The organism is Streptomyces flaveus, assembly GCF_014647675.1.
GTDB classification, from domain to species: Bacteria; Actinomycetota; Actinomycetes; order Streptomycetales; family Streptomycetaceae; genus Streptomyces; species Streptomyces flaveus.
In genome coordinates, this window is the sequence record NZ_BMPQ01000009.1 from 218,499 (window position 1) to 236,539 (window position 18,041).

The window sequence follows — 18,041 nt, forward strand, 5'->3', positions numbered from 1 at the left end:
CAGCCAGAACCTGGCTGGGGGCGTTGGCCACGGCCGAACCGGGCACGAAGCTCCGGCGGCCACTAGGTGCAGCCCTCTCCGGCGCTCCCGGCCGGATCAGCCTCGGAGTGGTCTGCTCCTGCCGATGCCTCGGTCTCCAACTGAACGGCGATCTCGTCCCAGCGAGCCGCGATGACACGTGCCACCTCGGCGACTTTGACGACCTGGTGGGCGGGTGTCCGCAGCATCAGGTCCACGTCGTTCTTACGAATCATCCGGGCCTCGAGCCAGCGGAGCAACTTGCGGCCCGCAGTGCTGTACTTGAGGGCCGGGTCTCTTCTGAGAGAGTCGAATGTCGCGGCGAGGTCCGTCTGCCATGGATTCAAGCACGGCAGCTGGGCGGAACCGTGACGCGGTTGCGGCTCGGGATGCGGCTGATCCAACAGCGGACCTTGACCTTGCTTCAGTCGCTTGCGTACATCACGTGCCGTCTCCACGGAGATGCCGGCCGTCCTGGCTATCTCGCGCAGTGACGCATCAGGGCGCTCGCCGATGAAGGCGCTGGCTTTCAGCCGGCCTTCGGTGGAACTCATCGGCCGGGCCCGTCCGTCGAGCCCCACCCTGATACTCGGCTGGGCGTCGGGCTCCGCAAGGTTCCGGCGCACTGATCCGACCGTCTTGTTGGACAGCCCGACCTTGGCGGCGATGGCACGGTCCGACCATTCGGGAAAATCTCGGAGGATCGTTTTGGCGGATTCCTTTCGATCCTCGAGTGACAAGGGCAGGCCGTGTTTGATGTTGGACTCGACGGCCAGGAGGAACGCTTCTCTCGCCGTTCCTTTGAAGTAGATCACCTGGACCGTCGTACGGTTCTTCAGCCGGGCTGCCTGGAGCCGGTGCATTCCGTCGATGACCCTCATGGAGGAGTCGTGCACGAGGATCGGTGGTAAGTCGTCCAGATTTTCGGCCAGAAGATTGACGTGCTCGTGATTCATTCCGGAGAGGCGGATTGAATCGGCATCCTGCAGAGTGTCGATCGGGACGGTCACTGCCAACCCGCTGAAGTGGCTGCGTGACGGCAACCTGGTGAGGGATCTGGATGGCTTTGGCTGGTTGGTTTCCAGGACGTCGATGCTGGTCGTGCCTTCTGTCTGGAACGTCACTTCCAACTCCTCATGTCACGCGATGCGCACGGTGAATATTCACCGTCGGGCTTTTGCGTCCCCCCGCATGCAGGAACCGTCGAGGTGCGGCTGGAATATGCCAATAGATCGATGGATGACTGACCAGCACAACATCACCTCCGATACCTTCGCCCGATTGGTGTCAGCCCTCGATTACCCGCTCGAGGGTGCCCCAGGAGATCCAAGGGCACCTCAAGATTACCCTGGTATACCAATCTTTCAAATAGCCATGCAGCCCCTTGCGCAATCTTGACGAGTGGAAAGCCGCTCTCAACACCACATCCGGAATAGCACCTTCCAGATGATGTCGATTTGCGTCGGATATCTCCAGTTCCCGGCAGCTGGGCTGCTTTATGCGCAGATGTCGATCTATCCGGCATGACGATCACGGGCGCGTGCAGCGCAGCACCAGAGGCTTCACGCAGCTCCGTCCGCGGTCTTCGCGGGTGAGGCAACGGCCACGCGATTCCCGTCAGGATCGGTGACGTAGGCCACCCGTTCCCCCCACGGCATGTCGACAGGCTCGCTCAGTACGGGTGCACCGGCCCTGCGGAGCCGTTCCACGGCGGCGTCGACCTCTTCGACGAAGACGAACATCTCCCACCGGTCCCCGCCGTTCGCGGAGTGGTCGCCGCGGGGCGCCGGCGGCGATATTCCCGAGACGGCGATCTCGGCCGGGCCCCGCCTCAGTCCGACAAACCCGGGTTCACCTGCGTCGGGATGCTGAGTGTGGCGCGCGAATCCAAGCTGTTCGTAGAACGCGGCGACGGCGGAGACCTGCCGGGTATGGACGACGGGGAACGCACGGAAGTCCATGGCGTCACCGCTCAGACGGTCTGCCGGTCGGCGTACACCAGCCAGACCGGCAGCCGGGTGCGGCCTCGTTCGTCCAGCTCGGGATGGGAACCTAGCTTCTCGAAGAACGTCTTCACGGGGGCGGCCACGCCCGCGAACACCCCCTGGGACAGATGAGTGACGTCCCAGCCGGCGTCGGTCAGGGTGGTACGCACATCCCGCTCGGTCACGGACAGCGGAGCCGGCATCCCTCCGGGGACATCGGCGAAGCAGAGCATGCTCAGACGCGCGCCGGGCTTCGTGGCGCGGTGCAGCGCGCTGACGTAACGCCGACGGTGCGGCCCTTCCAGCGTGTGGAACAACGCGCTGTCAAGCACGCTGTCGAACCGCCCCTCATATCCGGCCAGGACGGTTGCGTCTGCGACGGCGAACTCGATATCCAGACCCTCGGCACGCCTCTTGGCCTGCTCGATGGCCGCAGATGCGGCGTCGACGGCGGTCACGCGGTAATCGCGTCCGGCGAGGAATACGGCATTGTCACCCGGACCGCACCCAATATCGAGAACATCACCGCTGAAACGTCCGGCGCGCTCCATTTCGATCACGGCAGGCTGCGCCTCGCCGATGTCCCACGGAACGCTTTTGATAGCGGCTCCGGGCAGCAGATCTCCGCCCTCATACACTGCGTTGAAGTCGGCCTCGGCAAAATCGTACTGACCCATCGAGGAGTCCTTTCGGTGAAATTCAGGTGAACTGGTTACCGGATCCGGAACGATGCTCTTCGACAGTATCTACGTCTTGGGCGGCGCACGGAAGAACACCCCGGCCACCCGGTGTCCAACCGGTGAGGTTCCCCGGTTGGACACCGGAAGCATGGTATGAGCACCGAATTTCCGCGGCATGGACACAGGCCCGGATCTTCGTAATGAATAGACCCCAGTATCTGCCGTCCCCGCTGTGCGGAGCCGGCGCAAGTGCCGTGCGACAAGGGCAAGACAAGGCAAGGGGGACTCTTGTGCCCGCAAAGGTCTGGTTCATCACAGGAACGTCCCGTGGATTCGGCAGAGTGTGGGCACAGGCTGCCCTGGAACGCGGTGACCGGGTCGCCGCGACCGCCCGCTCCCTCGCGTCCATCGACGATCTCGCCGTGAAATACGGCGACGCCGTGCAATTGCTGTCTTTGGATGTCTCCGACCGCGAGGCCGTCCGGGCCGCGGTAACCGCGGCCCACGAGCGGTTCGGAAGGCTGGACGTCGTGGTCAACAATGCCGGGTACGGGCTATTCGGCGCAGTCGAGGATGTGACGGAGGAGCAGGCACGGGCCCAATTCGATACAAACTTCTTCGGCACGCTCTGGGTCACTCAGGCCGTGCTGCCGATCCTGCGGTCCCAGGGCGACGGACACATTCTGAACATGTCCAGCATCGCCGGTATCGCCTCCTGGCCCATGCTCGGTCTCTATCACGCGTCCAAATGGGCGATTGAGGGGCTGGGCGACTCGCTGGCACAGGAAGTGGCCCGTTTCGGCATCCGCGTCACCCTCGTGGAACCCGGGCCCTACCGCACCGACTGGCGCGGAAGTTCGGCTGTGTGGGCCGAACCCGGGGCCGCGTACGCCGAGTGGGCCGAGGCCCCGTCGGCCGGATCCCTGCCGGGCGATCCGGCAGCCACCGCGGGCCCGCTCATGGAGATCGTCGACTCACCGGACCCGCCGCTGCGCGTCTTCCTCGGCGCCTCCGCGCTGGACACCGCGCGCAGGGTGTACGAGGACCGGATCCACACCTGGGAACAGTGGGACCCGGTGGCCAGGGCAGCCCAGGGCGACTGATCCCCGCAGCCGCAGCGCGGCTGCCCACCACCTGCCCGACATGACTCGCCCGACTCGTGCGCTCGCCCCGCTCCCTGAGCCGCGAGAACACGACTTCGCAGGCCGACCCGGCGCCTTCGGCGGCTTCGGGGCCGACAGAACACGAAAGGAATCGAGTGTGCTGGTAGACACAGACGCCGTCGCGGCGGAGCGGTCCCCGGACCGCACCGAGTTGGTGGCACGAGCGGCCGCTCTGCGCGAGCGGCTCTGGGAGGCTGCCGCGGAGGCCGACCGCACGCACCGTCTGACCGACGAGGCCGTGACGGCGCTCACCGAGTCAGGACTCATGCGGCTGATGACCCCGAAGCGGCTGGGTGGTCACCAGACCGACATCCGAACGCTGCTGGAAGTCGCTGTCGAAGTCGGCCGCGGCTGCTGCTCCGCGGCATGGGTCACCGGCGTCGTGAACGCCGGGAACTTCGTGGTGTCGCTGTTCCCGGAAGCGGCCCAGGACGAGGTGTGGGGCGGAAATCCGGACGCCCGGACGGCGTTCGTCCTGGGCAGGCCCTCGAACGGGGTCGAGGAGACGGAGGGCGGCGTGCTCATCAGCGGCCAGTGGCCCTACGCCTCCGGCTCCCTGCATGCGGAGTGGATGGGCGGCCTCGTCGTCGACGGCGCCGACGCCGGCAAACCGGTCGTGCAGTTCGCCCTCATGCCAATGGACGAGCTGTCGGTCAAGGACACCTGGCACTTCGCCGGCATGCGGGGGACCGGCAGCAACACCGTGGTCGCCGAACGCGTCTTCGTTCCCCGGCACCGTCTTCTGCCGTATGTGCCGGTCCTCAACGGTGAGACGGACGGCCTGATCGACGCCGGCCACCGTTACCGGAACAGCTTCACCGGGATCTTCTGCGTCGGCCTGATCGGATCGCTCATCGGCGGCGCGGACGCGGCGTTCCGTTACGTCCAGGAGAAGGCGTCGACCCGGCCCGTGGCCGGTTCCACCTATGCGAAACAGACCGAGTCGCCGACCCTGCAGCTCGATCTGGCGGCCGCCGCGACGAAGATCGAATCCGCCAGGCTGCTCGCGACGGCCCTCACGGACCGCATCGACCGGTTCGCCTCGGCGGGCGAGAACCCGGATGTCGTCACGCGGGCCCGTGCGCGCATGGACTCCACGCAGGTCACCCAGCTCTGCCGGGAAGCGGTGGACATCCTGCTCACCGCCTATGGCTCGTCGGCCTTCGCCGAGTCCAATCCGCTCCAGCGGATCTGGCGCGACGTCAATGTCGGCAGCCGGCACGCCGGCTTCGGCATGGGCATCCCGCAGCAGGTCTACGGCCGTGCGCTGGTCGGCAAGGACCCGCGGGAGATCAGCCTCCTGGTGTGAGGCCGGCAAAGGCTCCGGCCGGGCGCCGGACGCATGGCTACGCACGTCCGTCTGCGGCGCTCGAAACCTTCGCAGCGCCTGACAAAGGAGATGCCTGATGGCTGGCATACCGCCCGTCGCATCCTATTCACTGCCGACCAAAGGCGAGTTGCCCGGGAACCTCGCCCAGTGGACCCCGGCCCCGGAGCGCGCGGTGCTGCTCGTCCACGACATGCAGCACTACTTCCTCAAGCCGCTCCCCGACCCCCTGCGCAGCCAACTCATATACAACACAGCACAGTTGAGGAAACGCTGCGCCGCGCTGGGAGTGCCGACCGCATACACCGCGCAGCCCGGCGGGATGACCGACGAGCAACGCGGGCTGCTCAAGGACTTCTGGGGCCCCGGAATGCGTACCGAGCCCGCCGACCGCGAGGTGGTGGCCGAGCTCGCGCCCGCCGCGGAAGACCGGACCTTCACGAAATGGCGGTACAGCGGCTTCTTCCGGTCCGAACTGCTGGAGTGGATACGGGAGTCGGGCCGCGATCAGATCATCCTGTGCGGCGTCTACGCGCACGTCGGCCTGCTGGCCACCGCGCTGGAGGCGTTCGCCAACGACATCCAGCCGTTCCTGGTGGCGGATGCCGTCGGCGACTTCTCCGCCGCGTACCACCGGCTCGCCATGGATTACGTGGCACAACGCTGCGGGATGGTCCTCCCGGCCGGGGAGGTGCTCGCATGACGGCGCGCGATGAGACCACCGGTTCTGGACTGCTCGACCGGATTCTCGCCCTTGAGTCTTCCGCCGAGCTCTCCGCCTTCGCGCTGCTTCATCGGCCGGACAGCGGTGGTTCGGGCACGGTTGACGTACTCGTGGGCGATGTGTCCACGCATGCCTCGCTGGCCGGCATCCCGCTCCCAGAAATCCCGGCCGGGAGCAGTGGCCCGGCACACGAGGTTCTCGCGGTCGTCCCCTACCGGCAGATCGCCGAACGAGGGTTCACCGTGCACGACGACGGGGCCCCGCTGATGGCCATGACCATCACCGGTCAGGAAACCACGACGCTGCCCGAACTCATGAGCAAGGTCTCCGACCTGCCGGTGCGGCTGGCCGGCGGGCGATTCGATGTGGCGGACGACGAGTACGCCGACATCGTCCATCGGATCGTCAAGGACGAGATCGGCACCGGTTCGGGCTCCAACTTTGTGATCAAACGTTCCTTTCTGGCCGACATCGGCGACTACTCCCCGAGGACCGCCCTGTCGCTGTTCTGCCGACTGCTGAGCCGTGAGGAGGGTGCGTACTGGACCTTCGCCATCCACCTCGAAGGACGGACCTTCGTCGGCGCCACCCCCGAGCGCCACATCTCGCTCAGCGGCGGCACCGCCGTGATGAACCCGATCAGCGGCACCTACCGCTACCCGCCGACCGGCCCGACCCTCCAGGGCATCACCGAGTTCCTCGCCGACCGCAAAGAGACCGACGAGCTCTACATGGTGCTCGACGAAGAACTCAAGATGATGGCGCGGATCTGCGACGACGGTGGTCGGGTCGTCGGGCCCTACCTCAAGGAGATGGCGCGGCTGGCACACACCGAGTACTTCATCGAGGGCCGGACCGGGCGGGACATACGCGAGATCCTGCACGAGACGATGTTCGCCCCGACGGTCACCGGCAGTCCGCTGGAGAGCGCCGCCCGCATCATTCGGCGCTACGAGCCGGAAGGGCGCGGTTACTACGGTGGAATCGCGGCGCTGATCGGCCACGACGCCAATGGTGAGCGCGTCCTCGACTCCGCCATCCTCATCCGCACCGCCGATATCGATCCGGAAGGCCGGATACGCATCGGCGTCGGTGCGACGCTCGTACGTCACTCGGACCGGGACGCGGAGGTCGCGGAGACCCACGCCAAGGTGTCCGGACTGCTCGCCGCCTGGGAAACCGAGGAGAACACCCGCTTCAGTACCCATCCCGAGGTCCGCGCGGCACTGGAGCGTCGCAACACGGGGATTGCTGACTTCTGGTTGCGGGACGACTCGGACCGGTCCGAGGAATCCATCGGGCTGGCAGGGATCCGGGCCCTCGTCATCGACGCCGAGGACACCTTCACCGCGATGATGAGCCAACAGCTCGTTGCGCTGGGTCTGTCGGTGACGACCCGGCGCTTCGACGAGCCGTACTCCTTCGACGGGAACGACATCGTCGTACTGGGACCCGGACCCGGCGACCCCCGCGCAGTGGACAACCCGAGGATCGCCCATCTTCGGTCGGCGGTGGACGCCCTGCTCACCGAGCGCCGCCCCTTCGTGGCCGTGTGCCTGAGCCATCAGGTGCTCAGCCTGCGACTCGGGCTCGACCTGGTCCGCCGGGACATCCCCAACCAGGGGGTGCAGCGGGAGATCGACCTGTTCGGCGGCCGGGAACGGGTGGGTTTCTACAACACCTACGCCGCGCACAGTGCCGAGGACAAGCTGGCCCCCGAAGAGTTCGGCCCGGTGCACGTCAGCCGCGATCGTGAGACCCATGAGGTGCACGCGCTGCGCGGCCCGCACTTCTCGTCCATGCAGTTCCACGCCGAGTCGGTACTCACCGTCGATGGTCCCCGTATCACCGCGGCAGCAGTCCGGGAGGCGTTGGGCCGATGAGGGTCGACATCGCATGGTGGGATCTGGACGGATCCCCGCAGACCATCGAATCCCTCCGCGAACACCTGCGGAACGAAGCCGTCGGGCCGTGGACGAAGGTGCCCGGTCTGCTGTTGAAGTTGTGGATGGCCGACAGCGGGGCCAATCGCTGGGGCGCGGTGATGCTCTGGGAGGCGGACCGCCCAGCGGACGGGGCGCTGCCGGCCAACCGCGCGGCCGAGCTGATCGGTGGGCCGCCCACCCACCGCGAGCGGTTCGAGATCGAGGCCACGGTCGAGGGAATCCACTCGCTCCCCGCCCTCCACGGTCTCGGCCACGCGCTCATGGTCTGAGTCCTCCCACACCCCCACAACCCCGCCAGGAGTCTGCCTGTGCACGAGTACATGGTCGTGGACGCCTTCGCCCGCAAGCCGCTCGAAGGCAACCCGGTGGCCGTCTTTTTCGACAGCGCCGACCTGACAGCCGACACGATGCAGCGCATCGCCCGGGAGATGAACCTCTCCGAGGTCACCTTCGTCCTGCCGGCCGAGGGCTCCGGCGACGTCCGGATAAGGATCTTCACCCCGGTCAACGAACTGCCCTTCGCGGGACACCCGATGCTCGGCACCGCCGTAGCCCTGGGCCTCACCATGAAGCAGGACCGGCTGCGGATCGAGACGGCCATGGGTGTCATCCCGTGCGAGATCGTGCTGGACAACGAGGACGACTCGGTGGCCGTCCGTATGCGCCAGCCCGTCCCCACCTGGCAGCCCTACGAACACGAGGCGGCACTGCTGGCCGCGCTCGGCGTCGACTCCTCGACCGCCAGGGTCGAGATCTACCGCAATGGTCCCCGACATGTCTTCGTCGGGCTGGAGAGCGTGGCGGCACTGTCCGCGCTGCACCCCGACCACCGGGCGCTGGCCCAGTTTCCCGACATGGCCGCCAACTGCTTCGCGGGCGAGGGCACCCACTGGCGCACGCGGATGTTCTCCCCGGCGTACGGCGTGGTCGAGGACGCGGCGACCGGGTCGGCCGCGGGGCCGCTGGCCATTCACCTCGCCCGGCACGGCCACGTCGCGTACGGCGAGGACATCAAGATCCTCCAGGGCGTCGAAATGGGCAGGCCCTCGCTCATGCGGGCCACCGCCGACGGCACGGGCGACCACGTCAGCGCCGTACACGTCGGGGGCCATGGCACAGTCGTCGCCCGCGGCACCATCTGCGTCTAAGGAGATCGTGTGAACAGGTCGTACGCGAACAGCAGCCGCTTCGAATCGCTCACCGCGGACGCCGAGCTCGACTTCCCCGAGTACGCGCTGCCGCCGCCCGAACCCATGGGTCTGGTCCAGCGCTGGATGGCCGAGGCCGTCGAGAGCGGAACCCGCGAGCCCCGCTCCCTGGCACTGGCCACCACGACCCCTCAAGGCCGTCCTTCCAACCGCATCGTCACCTTCACGGAACTCAGTGACCGCGGCCTGGTGTTCACCAGTCACCGCACCAGCCGCAAGGGGCGGGAACTGGCCGACACCGGCTGGGCGTCCGGGCTGTTCTACTGGCGCGAGACCGGCCGGCAAATGGCCCTGTCCGGGCCGGTCTCGGAACTCGGCGCGGCGGAGTCGGACGCCCTGTGGGCGGCTCGCCCCGTCCCGCTGCACTCCATGTCGACGGCCTCCAGACAGAGCGAGCCGCTTCCCGACGTGTCCGCACTGCGCGCCGAGGCCCGTCGGCTCGCGGACGTAGGTGACGCTCTGCCCCGCCCCGATCGCTTCGTCGGTTACCTGCTCGCCCCGGCGGAGGTCGAGTTCTGGTCCGCCGCCCCAGACCGTCTGCACCGTCGGCTGCGCTACCGCCATGACGTCGGCGAATGGCGGGTGGAACGGCTGCAGCCCTGACGGCCACTGCCCGCCCCCGCTCCGCCCATCTGCCGCCCTGTCCCTGCCACTCTGACCGCCTGCAGAAAGTGCCGACGCTATGCAACGCACGGTTTTCACGCGCACGCTGGCTCGTGTGCCCGGCCCCGTGACGGTCGTCACCACGGTCGACGCCGCCGGGAAGCGCTGGGGCTTCACCGCCACTTCGTTCAGCTCCGTGTCGCTGGAGCCTCCCCTCGTCCTGGTCTGCCTGGACAAGCACGCCAGCACCCACGCCGCCTTCACCGGGGCACGGCACTTTCTGATCAATGTGCTGGCGCACGAACAGGGCGGCGTCGCCCGCCGCTTCGCCGCCTCGGGAATCGACCGGTTCGCAGGGAGCGACATGGAGTCGTGCGAGCTGGGTCTGCCCGGCCTGCCCGGCACCTGTGTCCGGGTCGCCTGCTCCATGCACTCCGTCCTCGACGTCGGCGACCACAGCGTCCTCATCGGTCGCGTCGAGGCGACCTACGTCACTGACCGGACCCCACTCGTCTACTACGACCGCTCGTTCGCCCGACCCGCGCCCAGCGACTGCCCGGAGGACCGGCAGTTGAGCGCACTGCACCTCACCGACTGGTGAGCCCGGAGGAGCCCTCGCCATGAGCGCCACCGTCAATGTCTCCGTCGTCTACTACTCCGCCACCGGGACCGTGGCCGAGATCGCCCGGGAAGTCGCCGAGGCCGCCGAGAAGACCGGTGCCGAGGTCCGGCTGCGCAAGGTTTCCGAACTCGCCCAGCCTTCCGCGATCGCCTCGAACCCGGCGTGGTCCGCACATGCCTCCGCCACAGCTGATGTGCACTGCGCCACTGTCGAGGACCTGCTGTGGGCCGACGCGGTGATCATGGGGTCTCCGACCCGGTTCGGCAATGTGTCGGCCCAGCTGAAAAGCTTCCTCGATTCGCTCGGTGACGCTTGGCGCGAGGGACTGCTGGCCGACAAGGTCTACAGCGCGTTCACCGCCACCAGCAGTCTGCACGGCGGCCAGGAGTCCACTCTGCTGGCGCTGACCACCTCGTTCCACCACTTCGGCGGAATCGTCGTCGCCCCTGGTTACACCCGCCCCGAGAAGTTCGCCGACGGCAATCCCTACGGCACCGCGCACCACACCAGGGGCGGCACCCAGCCGGTGGACGACACCACCCGTAATGCGGCCCGGGTCCAGGCGGAACGAGTGGTGAGATTCGCGCGCGCCATCAAAGCCGGTTGAACAGAACAGCGCAGAGCTGAACACAGCAGACGGGAGGAAAGACATGGAAACGGGAAGCACCCGGCCCCCGGAAAGCGGGTCAGAAACCGGGCCGGAAATCGGACTGAGAACTCCTCCGGAAAGCGGAGCACCCGGGCACGAGGTTCCTCGGACGCTCGTCGAGGCGTTCACCGCCGTGGTCGCGGAGCACAGCGAGGGCACCGCACTGACCGCCGACGGGACGTCCGTCTCGTACCGGCGACTCGACGCGTGGTCGCTCGCGATCAGCTCGCTGCTGCGTTCCCACGGCGTGGGCCGCGGCGATCGTGTCGCTCTACGGATGCCGGCGAGCGCCGAGGCCATCGCGTCGATGGTGGGAGTGCTCCGGACGGGGGCGAGCTATGTGCCACTCGAGGTGCGCAATCCCCCGGCGCGGAACCGGTTCATCGTCCAGGACAGCCAGGCCGTCGCGTTCATCGGGGACCCGGACGGCTGTGCCGTCGACGGGATTCCCGTCATCGGCCAGGAGAGTGTGACCGAGCTCAAGGGCACGCCCCTCCCGCCTGCCGGTCCGGCCGACGCACCGTCGTGGCTGCCGGGTCCCGACGACACCGCGTACGTCATCTACACCTCCGGCACCACGGGGCAGCCGAAGGGCGTACCCATCCACCACGGCGCGGTCATCGCACTGCTCGCGGGCGCGGCGGAGAAGTTCTCGTTCTCCGCGGCCGATCGTTGGCTGCTCTTCCACTCCATCGCCTTCGACTTCTCCGTGTGGGAGATATGGGGCCCGCTCTCCACCGGCGCCCGGCTGGTGATCATGCCGCCCTGGACGGCCCGTTCCCCGGAGCGCTGCCTGCGGTTCCTCGCGGAGCACGACATCACGGTCCTGAACCAGACGCCCACCGCCTTCAGCGAGCTCTCCGCCGCGGTGCTTCGCGAGGACGCCGTCCTGCCGCGGCTGCGCTATGTGATCTTCGACGGCGAGAAGCTCCTGCCCGGCACGGTCCGGCCCTGGGCCAAACGCTTCGGGCTGAACCGGCCGACGCTCGTCAACATGTACGGGATCACCGAGACCACCGTGCACACCACCTTCCACGAGGTGACCCAGGAGGACCTCGACGGAGACGCCTCCGTCATCGGCCGTCCACTGCCCGGATTCGGCTTCCGCGTCGTCGCCTCGGACGGCCGGGACGCCAAGGCCGGTGAACAGGGCGAACTGTGGCTGTCCGGTCCGCAGCTCAGCAAGGGCTACCTCAACCGGCCGGAACTCAATGCCGAACGTTTTGTCAGCGGTCCGGCACCGGCACCATCGCCCGATGGCGGCCCCGTGGTGCGCTACTACCGTTCCGGTGACCTGGTGAGCCTGCGCCCCGGAGGCGATCTGGTCTTTCACGGACGAGCCGACCTTCAGGTGAAACTGCGCGGGCATCGGATCGAGCTCAGCGATATCGAGGCGGCGGTGCAGTCCCACAGCCGGGTCGCCGACGCGGTGGTGTGGGTGCGTGAGTTCGCGCCCGGGGACGAGCGGCTGGTGTGCGCCTATGTACCGGCCGACGACAAGGACCCGGTCGGCACACGGGACCTGCGCGCCCACGTCAAGGACCTGCTGCCGACCTACATGCGGCCGACCGGCTATCAGCCGCTGCCCCGCCTACCCCGCACCGTCAACGGAAAAGTCGACCGAGCCGAAGTGGTTCGGCTCTGGGAAAAGGAAAGGGAGCGTGCTCGATGAGCAAAAACCCCGCCACGGATCAGGTGACGGAGATTCAGCGGCTGACCATCGAATGGGTGGCAGAGATCCTTGACGAGCCCGATGTGTCACCGGACGACAATTTCCTTGATCTGGGCGGACATTCCGTCCTCGCACTCCGGCTTGGCAAATACGCCAAGGAACGCTTCGGTGCCGACTACGACCTGATGGTCCTCTTCGAGAAGGACCTCGCCGCTGCCGCGGCGGATTTGGCATCCCGAGTCATCCGAACCTGAGAGAAGAGGGAGAATGTGATGGCCGGCCCGATAGTGAACCTTGGGATCAGCAGCTTCGGCTACGCGTTCGGTGAGGACCAGGACGTGGCGTCCGTCGCCGGCACCTACGTACGCGACCCCGAGCGAGTGCTCAACTGGGGCTACCGCACCTTCCACCGCGCTCCCGACGGCGTACAGGCCACCGACCTCGCCGCGGCTGCGGCGCAGCAGGCTCTCGGCCGGATCGGACTGAGCGCGGACGCGCTGGATCTGGTCGTGCTCGCGGTCTCGGACGTTCCGGAGTACCTGTCGTGGGACGGCGCCGCCGTTCTCGCCCGTGAGCTGAAGATCGAGCGTGCCCAGACCCTCCTGCTCACCGAGGGCTGCGGGGCCGGTGTGCACGGCCCGTACTACGTGGCCTCGACGATGGCGATGCAGCCCGAGGTCGACACCGCGCTGTTCGTGGCGGTGAACAGGATCAGCGAGTTCCACCGCAACCGGATGAACCTGATCAACACGGTGCTGAGTGACGCGGCCGTCGCCGTCGTGCTGCGGCGGGACCACGCGTCCAACCGATGGCTGGCGAGTGAGCAGTTCACCGATCCCGAACACAGTGATCTCCTCCGTATCGACTTCGGCGGCGCCGTCAACCCCGTGCCGCCGGAGGGCTGGTCGAGTCTCACCGCACCGGGCGGCCATGCGCGCATCCGCGAACAGTTCGCCAATGACCCGGACAGCTTCCAGCGTTTCCTGGAAAACCGCTACGAGCGGCTCGTGGAGGTGATCGATGCCGCTTGTACGAGGGCGGGAATCGACCGCGGCGAGATCGCCCATCTCATCTATCTCAATGACAGCGCCGCGAGTATCTCCGCCGTCGCGGAGCCGCTGGGGCTGCCGCTGGAGCGCACCAACGCCGGCCTCGCGCCGGACCACGGTCACATGGGCGCCGCAGACCAACTGGTCTCGCTAGGGCTGCAGTTGGAGCGCGGCGAGCTGGCGGCCGGCGAGGTGGTGGCCCTCTGCGGCATCTCGACGGGCCGCTGGTCCGCCACGTTGATCCAGATCTGATGGCGCCTCTGAGAGGAACATCCGAGAGGAAGGGGAACCGCTGTGCCGTCGCCTGCCACGCGGCCACTTGAGCTTCCGTTCGGGGAACACCCCGATCCGGAGGAATTCATCAAATCCGCCATGGAATGGCATTTCGGTCCGGAAACCGGCAGTCCGTTCTGGCTGGAACGCGCTCGGACCCTTGAATTCGATCCCCGTACGGACGTCAAGACGCACGAAGACCTCAAACTGTTTCCGAATGTCGCCGCCGAACTCCGGAACGTCCGTGTCGAGGATCTGATTCCCCGCGGGTACGGTGCCCGCCCGGATGCGGTCGGTGTTTTCGAGAGCGGCGGCACCACCGGTGCGCCGAAACGGGTCGTGCTGCTGCGGGACTGGCTGGATCGCATGCTGGCCACCAGCAACGCGAACCTGGATGCGCACGGATTCGAGCGCGGCGCCAACTGGCTGGGCATAGTGCCCACCGGACCGCATATCGTCGGCGAATACTTCCGCCGGTCCGCGGACACCCACGGCACCCGCGGATTCACGATCGATCTGGATCCGCGCTGGGTGAAGAGACTCATCGCACAGGGCAAGGGCCGTGACGCCGGCGCCTACGCCGAACACCTCATCGACCAGGCCGAGTTCGTTCTGCGGTCACAGGACATCGGTGTTCTCACCATTACGCCGTCACTGCTGGAGCGGCTCGCCCAGCGGGACGATCTGGTGGAGCTGGTCAACGAGAAGGTGCACGCCATCAGGTGGGGCGGTACCCAACTGGACCCGGATTCCCGGCACCTCTACCGCACCGAGATCTTCCCCGGGACGGTTCTGTGCGGGAACTACGGCAGCACCATGATCCTGGGAATGGCCGGCGAACGCCCCGGCCTGCCCGACCCCGGCCCTTGTGTCTTCGACGCCCCCAGCCCCTACGTGACGTTCTCGGTCGTGGACCCGGAGAACCTCCGGACGGTGGGGTACGGCGAACGCGGCCGGGTCCTCGTCAGCCATGTCAGCAAGTCGTTCCTGCTCCCGAACAACCTGGAGCGCGACCTCGCCACCCGAGTCGCCCCGCCCGAGGACGGCGTCGGCGACTCGGTCGCGGACATCGCCCCGGTCGCGGTGTTCGAGAACGAGACCGTCATCGAAGGGGTCTACTGATGGCCGGCCCGCCCTCCGGTCCGCTGCGCCTCGAAGCACTGGGCGCGGGCGGCAGCTACCGGGCTCGGAACCGCATGGACGTCACGGATGTCTCCGGCAGGTCCGTGGCCGAACTGAGCCTGGTTCCCTCGCTGTTCGTCAACCGGACGCTGCGCGCGCTGCGCCGTACGAGCCCCTTGCCGGCGGACGAGCGGATCGGTCTGATCGTCCGCGCGGCCGAACTCTTCGCGACGTCCACGCTGTCCGGCCAGTCGCCCGAGGAGTACGTGCACACCGTCAGCCGAGTGGGCGGCGTACCGATCTCCGTGGTGCGCCGGGCCATGCGCACCACCGCGGCACGGTTGTCCCGGGTGTACGACAGCGTCCAGCGGGCGCGACCCGCCGGCACGGTCAACGACTGGCGGGATCCGCTCACCCGGACCGGCCGTGGTGTGTGGTCACGCAGGGGCGACGTGTTCGCCGTCCATGCGGCGGGCAACCACCCGGGCCCCCACAGCCTCTGGCCGGAGGCGCTCGCGCTGGGCTGGCGCGTCGCGGTCCGGCCCTCCCGCCGCGATCCCTTCACCCCCCACCGGCTCATCACGGCACTGCGCACCGCGGGCTTCCCCGACGACCAGGTGGTGCTGCTGCCCACCGACCACACGCAGGCGGACAGCTTGGTGCGCGGTGCCGACCTGGGCATGGTGTACGGCGGTGAGGACATCGTCCGTAAGTTCGCGGGCGATCCGACCGTACTGATCCAGGGGCCGGGGCGGTCGAAGATCCTGCTGACCGCCGACGTGGACTGGCGCGCGCATCTCGACACGATCGTCGACTCCGTGAGCGGACACGGCGGCACCGGATGTGTGAACACCACGGCGATCTACATGGAGGGTGATCCGGCGCCGCTGTGTGCGGCACTCGTCGAGCGGCTCTCCGCACCGGTTGGGCTGCCCCCGGAGGACGAGGAAGCGGTGCTGCCGGTGCAGCCGGCCGCCGCCGCGCGGGCCATCGAGGCGTATCTGCTCCGTATGGCGGCGGGCACCCGCCCCTGGCTCGGCGGCGACGGCATCGTCGAGGACCTGAAGGACGGCGGTGCCGCGCTGCGTCCCGCGATCCATCAACTCGACCGGCCCGACGCCCCGCAGGCGGGCGTCGAACTGCCCTTCCCCTGTGTCTGGGTCGCGCCCTGGACGCCCCAGGACGGTGTGGCTCCCCTGCGGAACAGCCTCGTCCTCAACGCGATCACTCGTGACGACCGGCTGATCGACCGGCTGATCGCAGAGCCCACCATCAGCAACGTCTATGTCGGGGACCATCGCACGCACTTCATGGAGTCCGGGCTCCCACACGACGGATATCTCGCCGAGTTCCTCATGCGCAGCAAGACCATCATCCGCGACTGACACCGCCCGAAGTCCGAAGGAAGCGAGAGACATGCCCGACAAGAACGGTGCCGCACCGGGCGAGATCGAGAACGTCCTGACTCAGCACGACCGGGTCGCGCAAGCACTCGTCATCCCCTGGGACACGCCACGGCAAGCCGACGACCCGCGCCTGGTCGCCTATGTGGTGCCCACCCCCCACACCGCCGACGGCGGAGGAGGGGGCGCTCGGGCCCGGGTGGAGGAGTGGCAGGAGATCTACGACCGTGTCTACACCGCTTCGCCCGCCGTCCGGTTCGGGGAGAACTTCTCCGGCTGGAACAGCAGTTACGACGGCCGACCCATCGATATCGACGCCATGCGGCAGTGGCGTGACGCCACCGTGGACCGCATCCGTCGGCTCCGTCCGCGCCGCGTCCTGGAAATCGGCGCCGGCAGCGGACTTCTGCTCTCCGTGCTCGCGCCCGACTGCGAGACCTACTGGGCCACCGACGTGTCCACCACCGCGATCGACGAGCTTTCCCGCCACATCAAGGAAGACCCCCGGCTCGCCGACCGAGTCACCCTCCGGGCACAGGCCGCCGACCGCGTGGACGGACTCCCGGCCGACTACTTCGACACCATCGTCATCAACTCCGTCACCCAGTGTTTTCCCAGCGGTGACTACCTCACCACGGTGATCAACCGGGCGCTGTCCCTCCTCGTCCCTGGTGGCTCCTTCTTCATCGGTGACAGCCGGGACCTGAGGAGCGTCGACTACTTCCACACCGCCGTGGCGCTCGGCCGTACGCCCGGCACCGACGCGGCCGCCCTCACCAGGGCCGTCGACAAGAGCCGGGGCCGGGACGAGGAACTCCTCATCCATCCCGACTACTTCGCCGCCTTTCCCTCCGTCTCCCCCGCGGTCGCCGCAGTCGACATCCAGCTCGAACAGGGCGCGTTCCACAACGAGATCTCCCGCCACCGCTTCGATGTCGTCCTCCACAAGGCTCCGGCCGACGACATCATCGACGTCGGCGACTGCCCCCGGCTGCGCTGGGGCAGCGATGTCCGGGACCTCGACCATCTGGCCGGCCGGCTGAGCGATGGCGCGCTGCCGGTCCGCGTCTCGGACATCCCCAACGCTCGTCTCGCGGGCGAGGCAGGGGCCTGCGCCGCTCTCGCCGAGGGTGACGCCGTCCGTGCCCGGCGGCTGCTGGCCCAGCCGATGGGCACGGACCCCCACGACCTCACCCGCCTGGCCTCCGAACAGGGCCTGCACATCGCCCTGGTCCCCAGTCCCGACCGTCCCGACCACTTCGAGGCCGTCTTCACCTCCCCACGGCCGCACCCCCTGCGTACGGCGCTCGCCGGTACGTACCGCCCTGGCGCGACGGCTGCTTCGCCGACCCTCTCCGAGGTTCCGGCCGCCACGCACCGTGCCAACCGGTTCTCCGCCAGGCTGCGGGCCTGGCTCCGTGAACGGGTGCCCGAACAGTCGGTTCCTGCCGTGGTCATCACCCTCGACGCGCTGCCCCTGCGCCCCGACGGTACGCCGGACCGGCAGGCGCTCCCCGAGCCGGATTTCACGGACTCGGCAGCCGGTCGGTCACGCGCCTGAAAGACCTCGAAGAGCAGCCCCACATTCCCAAACGCA

The 18,041-nt window shown here is 67.9% G+C and carries 18 protein-coding genes; 15 read left to right on the plus strand and 3 right to left on the minus strand.

The genetic code is table 11. The features are described from left to right. Nucleotides 1-62 precede the first annotated feature (62 nt). The 3 genes from IEZ21_RS20525 to IEZ21_RS20535 all read right to left on the minus strand — a co-directional run bounded on the left by IEZ21_RS20525 (nucleotide 63) and on the right by IEZ21_RS20535 (nucleotide 2,680). Nucleotides 63-1,142: a ParB/RepB/Spo0J family partition protein gene (locus IEZ21_RS20525; RefSeq protein ID WP_213089327.1), complete on the minus strand. Its 1,080-nt coding sequence runs from the start codon at nucleotides 1,140-1,142 to the stop codon at nucleotides 63-65. A 438-nt stretch (nucleotides 1,143-1,580) separates the two neighbouring features. Then, nucleotides 1,581-1,979 (minus strand): VOC family protein, encoded by a 399-nt coding sequence (locus tag IEZ21_RS20530; protein ID WP_189323367.1) that lies wholly within the window; start codon nucleotides 1,977-1,979, stop codon nucleotides 1,581-1,583. Nucleotides 1,980-1,990: 11 nt separating this feature from the next. Then, complete coding sequence (locus IEZ21_RS20535) at nucleotides 1,991-2,680, minus strand: class I SAM-dependent methyltransferase (RefSeq protein WP_189323368.1); 690 nt, start codon at nucleotides 2,678-2,680, stop codon at nucleotides 1,991-1,993. 293 nt (nucleotides 2,681-2,973) lie between these two features. Between IEZ21_RS20535 and IEZ21_RS20540 the strand changes: the two genes are divergently transcribed. The 15 genes from IEZ21_RS20540 to IEZ21_RS20610 all read left to right on the plus strand — a co-directional run bounded on the left by IEZ21_RS20540 (nucleotide 2,974) and on the right by IEZ21_RS20610 (nucleotide 18,005). Further along, a complete protein-coding gene (locus IEZ21_RS20540; protein ID WP_189323369.1) occupies nucleotides 2,974-3,786 on the plus strand; it encodes an SDR family NAD(P)-dependent oxidoreductase in 813 nt (270 codons plus the stop codon). Nucleotides 3,787-3,943: 157 nt separating this feature from the next. Then, complete coding sequence (locus IEZ21_RS20545; protein ID WP_213089329.1) at nucleotides 3,944-5,155, plus strand: acyl-CoA dehydrogenase family protein; 1,212 nt, start codon at nucleotides 3,944-3,946, stop codon at nucleotides 5,153-5,155. A gap of 97 nt (nucleotides 5,156-5,252) precedes the next feature. Continuing rightward, complete coding sequence (locus IEZ21_RS20550; protein WP_189323371.1) at nucleotides 5,253-5,876, plus strand: isochorismatase family protein; 624 nt, start codon at nucleotides 5,253-5,255, stop codon at nucleotides 5,874-5,876. Then, nucleotides 5,873-7,780 (plus strand): anthranilate synthase family protein, encoded by a 1,908-nt coding sequence (locus tag IEZ21_RS20555; RefSeq protein WP_189323372.1) that lies wholly within the window; start codon nucleotides 5,873-5,875, stop codon nucleotides 7,778-7,780. Before IEZ21_RS20550 ends, IEZ21_RS20555 begins: the two co-directional genes overlap by 4 nt. Beyond that, nucleotides 7,777-8,112: a hypothetical protein gene (locus tag IEZ21_RS20560; RefSeq protein ID WP_189323373.1), complete on the plus strand. Its 336-nt coding sequence runs from the start codon at nucleotides 7,777-7,779 to the stop codon at nucleotides 8,110-8,112. The genes IEZ21_RS20555 and IEZ21_RS20560 overlap by 4 nt, the downstream gene beginning before the upstream one ends. A 39-nt stretch (nucleotides 8,113-8,151) precedes the next feature. Continuing rightward, the gene (locus IEZ21_RS20565) at nucleotides 8,152-8,991 is read left to right on the plus strand and encodes a PhzF family phenazine biosynthesis protein (RefSeq protein WP_189323374.1); all 840 of its coding nucleotides are present in this window, start codon (nucleotides 8,152-8,154) and stop codon (nucleotides 8,989-8,991) included. Between the two features lie 9 nt (nucleotides 8,992-9,000). Beyond that, nucleotides 9,001-9,654 carry a phenazine biosynthesis FMN-dependent oxidase PhzG gene (gene phzG / locus IEZ21_RS20570; protein ID WP_189323375.1) on the plus strand — a complete coding sequence of 218 codons (654 nt, stop codon included), beginning with the start codon at nucleotides 9,001-9,003 and terminating at the stop codon, nucleotides 9,652-9,654. 115 nt (nucleotides 9,655-9,769) lie between these two features. Next, a complete protein-coding gene (locus IEZ21_RS20575; RefSeq protein WP_246567955.1) occupies nucleotides 9,770-10,255 on the plus strand; it encodes a flavin reductase family protein in 486 nt (161 codons plus the stop codon). 19 nt (nucleotides 10,256-10,274) lie between these two features. Next, entirely contained in the window at nucleotides 10,275-10,883 is a 609-nt protein-coding gene (gene wrbA / locus IEZ21_RS20580; RefSeq protein ID WP_189323377.1) for an NAD(P)H:quinone oxidoreductase, read from the plus strand. 175 nt (nucleotides 10,884-11,058) lie between these two features. Then, a complete protein-coding gene (locus tag IEZ21_RS20585; protein ID WP_213089330.1) occupies nucleotides 11,059-12,597 on the plus strand; it encodes an amino acid adenylation domain-containing protein in 1,539 nt (512 codons plus the stop codon). Continuing rightward, nucleotides 12,594-12,851, plus strand: coding sequence for an acyl carrier protein (locus IEZ21_RS20590; protein ID WP_189323379.1), 258 nt, complete (start codon nucleotides 12,594-12,596; stop codon nucleotides 12,849-12,851). The genes IEZ21_RS20585 and IEZ21_RS20590 overlap by 4 nt, the downstream gene beginning before the upstream one ends. Before the next feature lie 18 nt (nucleotides 12,852-12,869). Continuing rightward, the gene (locus tag IEZ21_RS20595; RefSeq protein WP_189323380.1) at nucleotides 12,870-13,898 is read left to right on the plus strand and encodes a 3-oxoacyl-[acyl-carrier-protein] synthase III C-terminal domain-containing protein; all 1,029 of its coding nucleotides are present in this window, start codon (nucleotides 12,870-12,872) and stop codon (nucleotides 13,896-13,898) included. A gap of 120 nt (nucleotides 13,899-14,018) precedes the next feature. After that, nucleotides 14,019-15,041 (plus strand): phenazine antibiotic biosynthesis protein, encoded by a 1,023-nt coding sequence (locus IEZ21_RS20600; RefSeq protein WP_246567957.1) that lies wholly within the window; start codon nucleotides 14,019-14,021, stop codon nucleotides 15,039-15,041. Further along, a complete protein-coding gene (locus tag IEZ21_RS20605; RefSeq protein ID WP_189323382.1) occupies nucleotides 15,041-16,426 on the plus strand; it encodes an aldehyde dehydrogenase family protein in 1,386 nt (461 codons plus the stop codon). The genes IEZ21_RS20600 and IEZ21_RS20605 overlap by 1 nt, the downstream gene beginning before the upstream one ends. A gap of 31 nt (nucleotides 16,427-16,457) precedes the next feature. After that, nucleotides 16,458-18,005 carry a class I SAM-dependent methyltransferase gene (locus IEZ21_RS20610; RefSeq protein WP_189323383.1) on the plus strand — a complete coding sequence of 516 codons (1,548 nt, stop codon included), beginning with the start codon at nucleotides 16,458-16,460 and terminating at the stop codon, nucleotides 18,003-18,005. Nucleotides 18,006-18,041 lie beyond the last annotated feature (36 nt).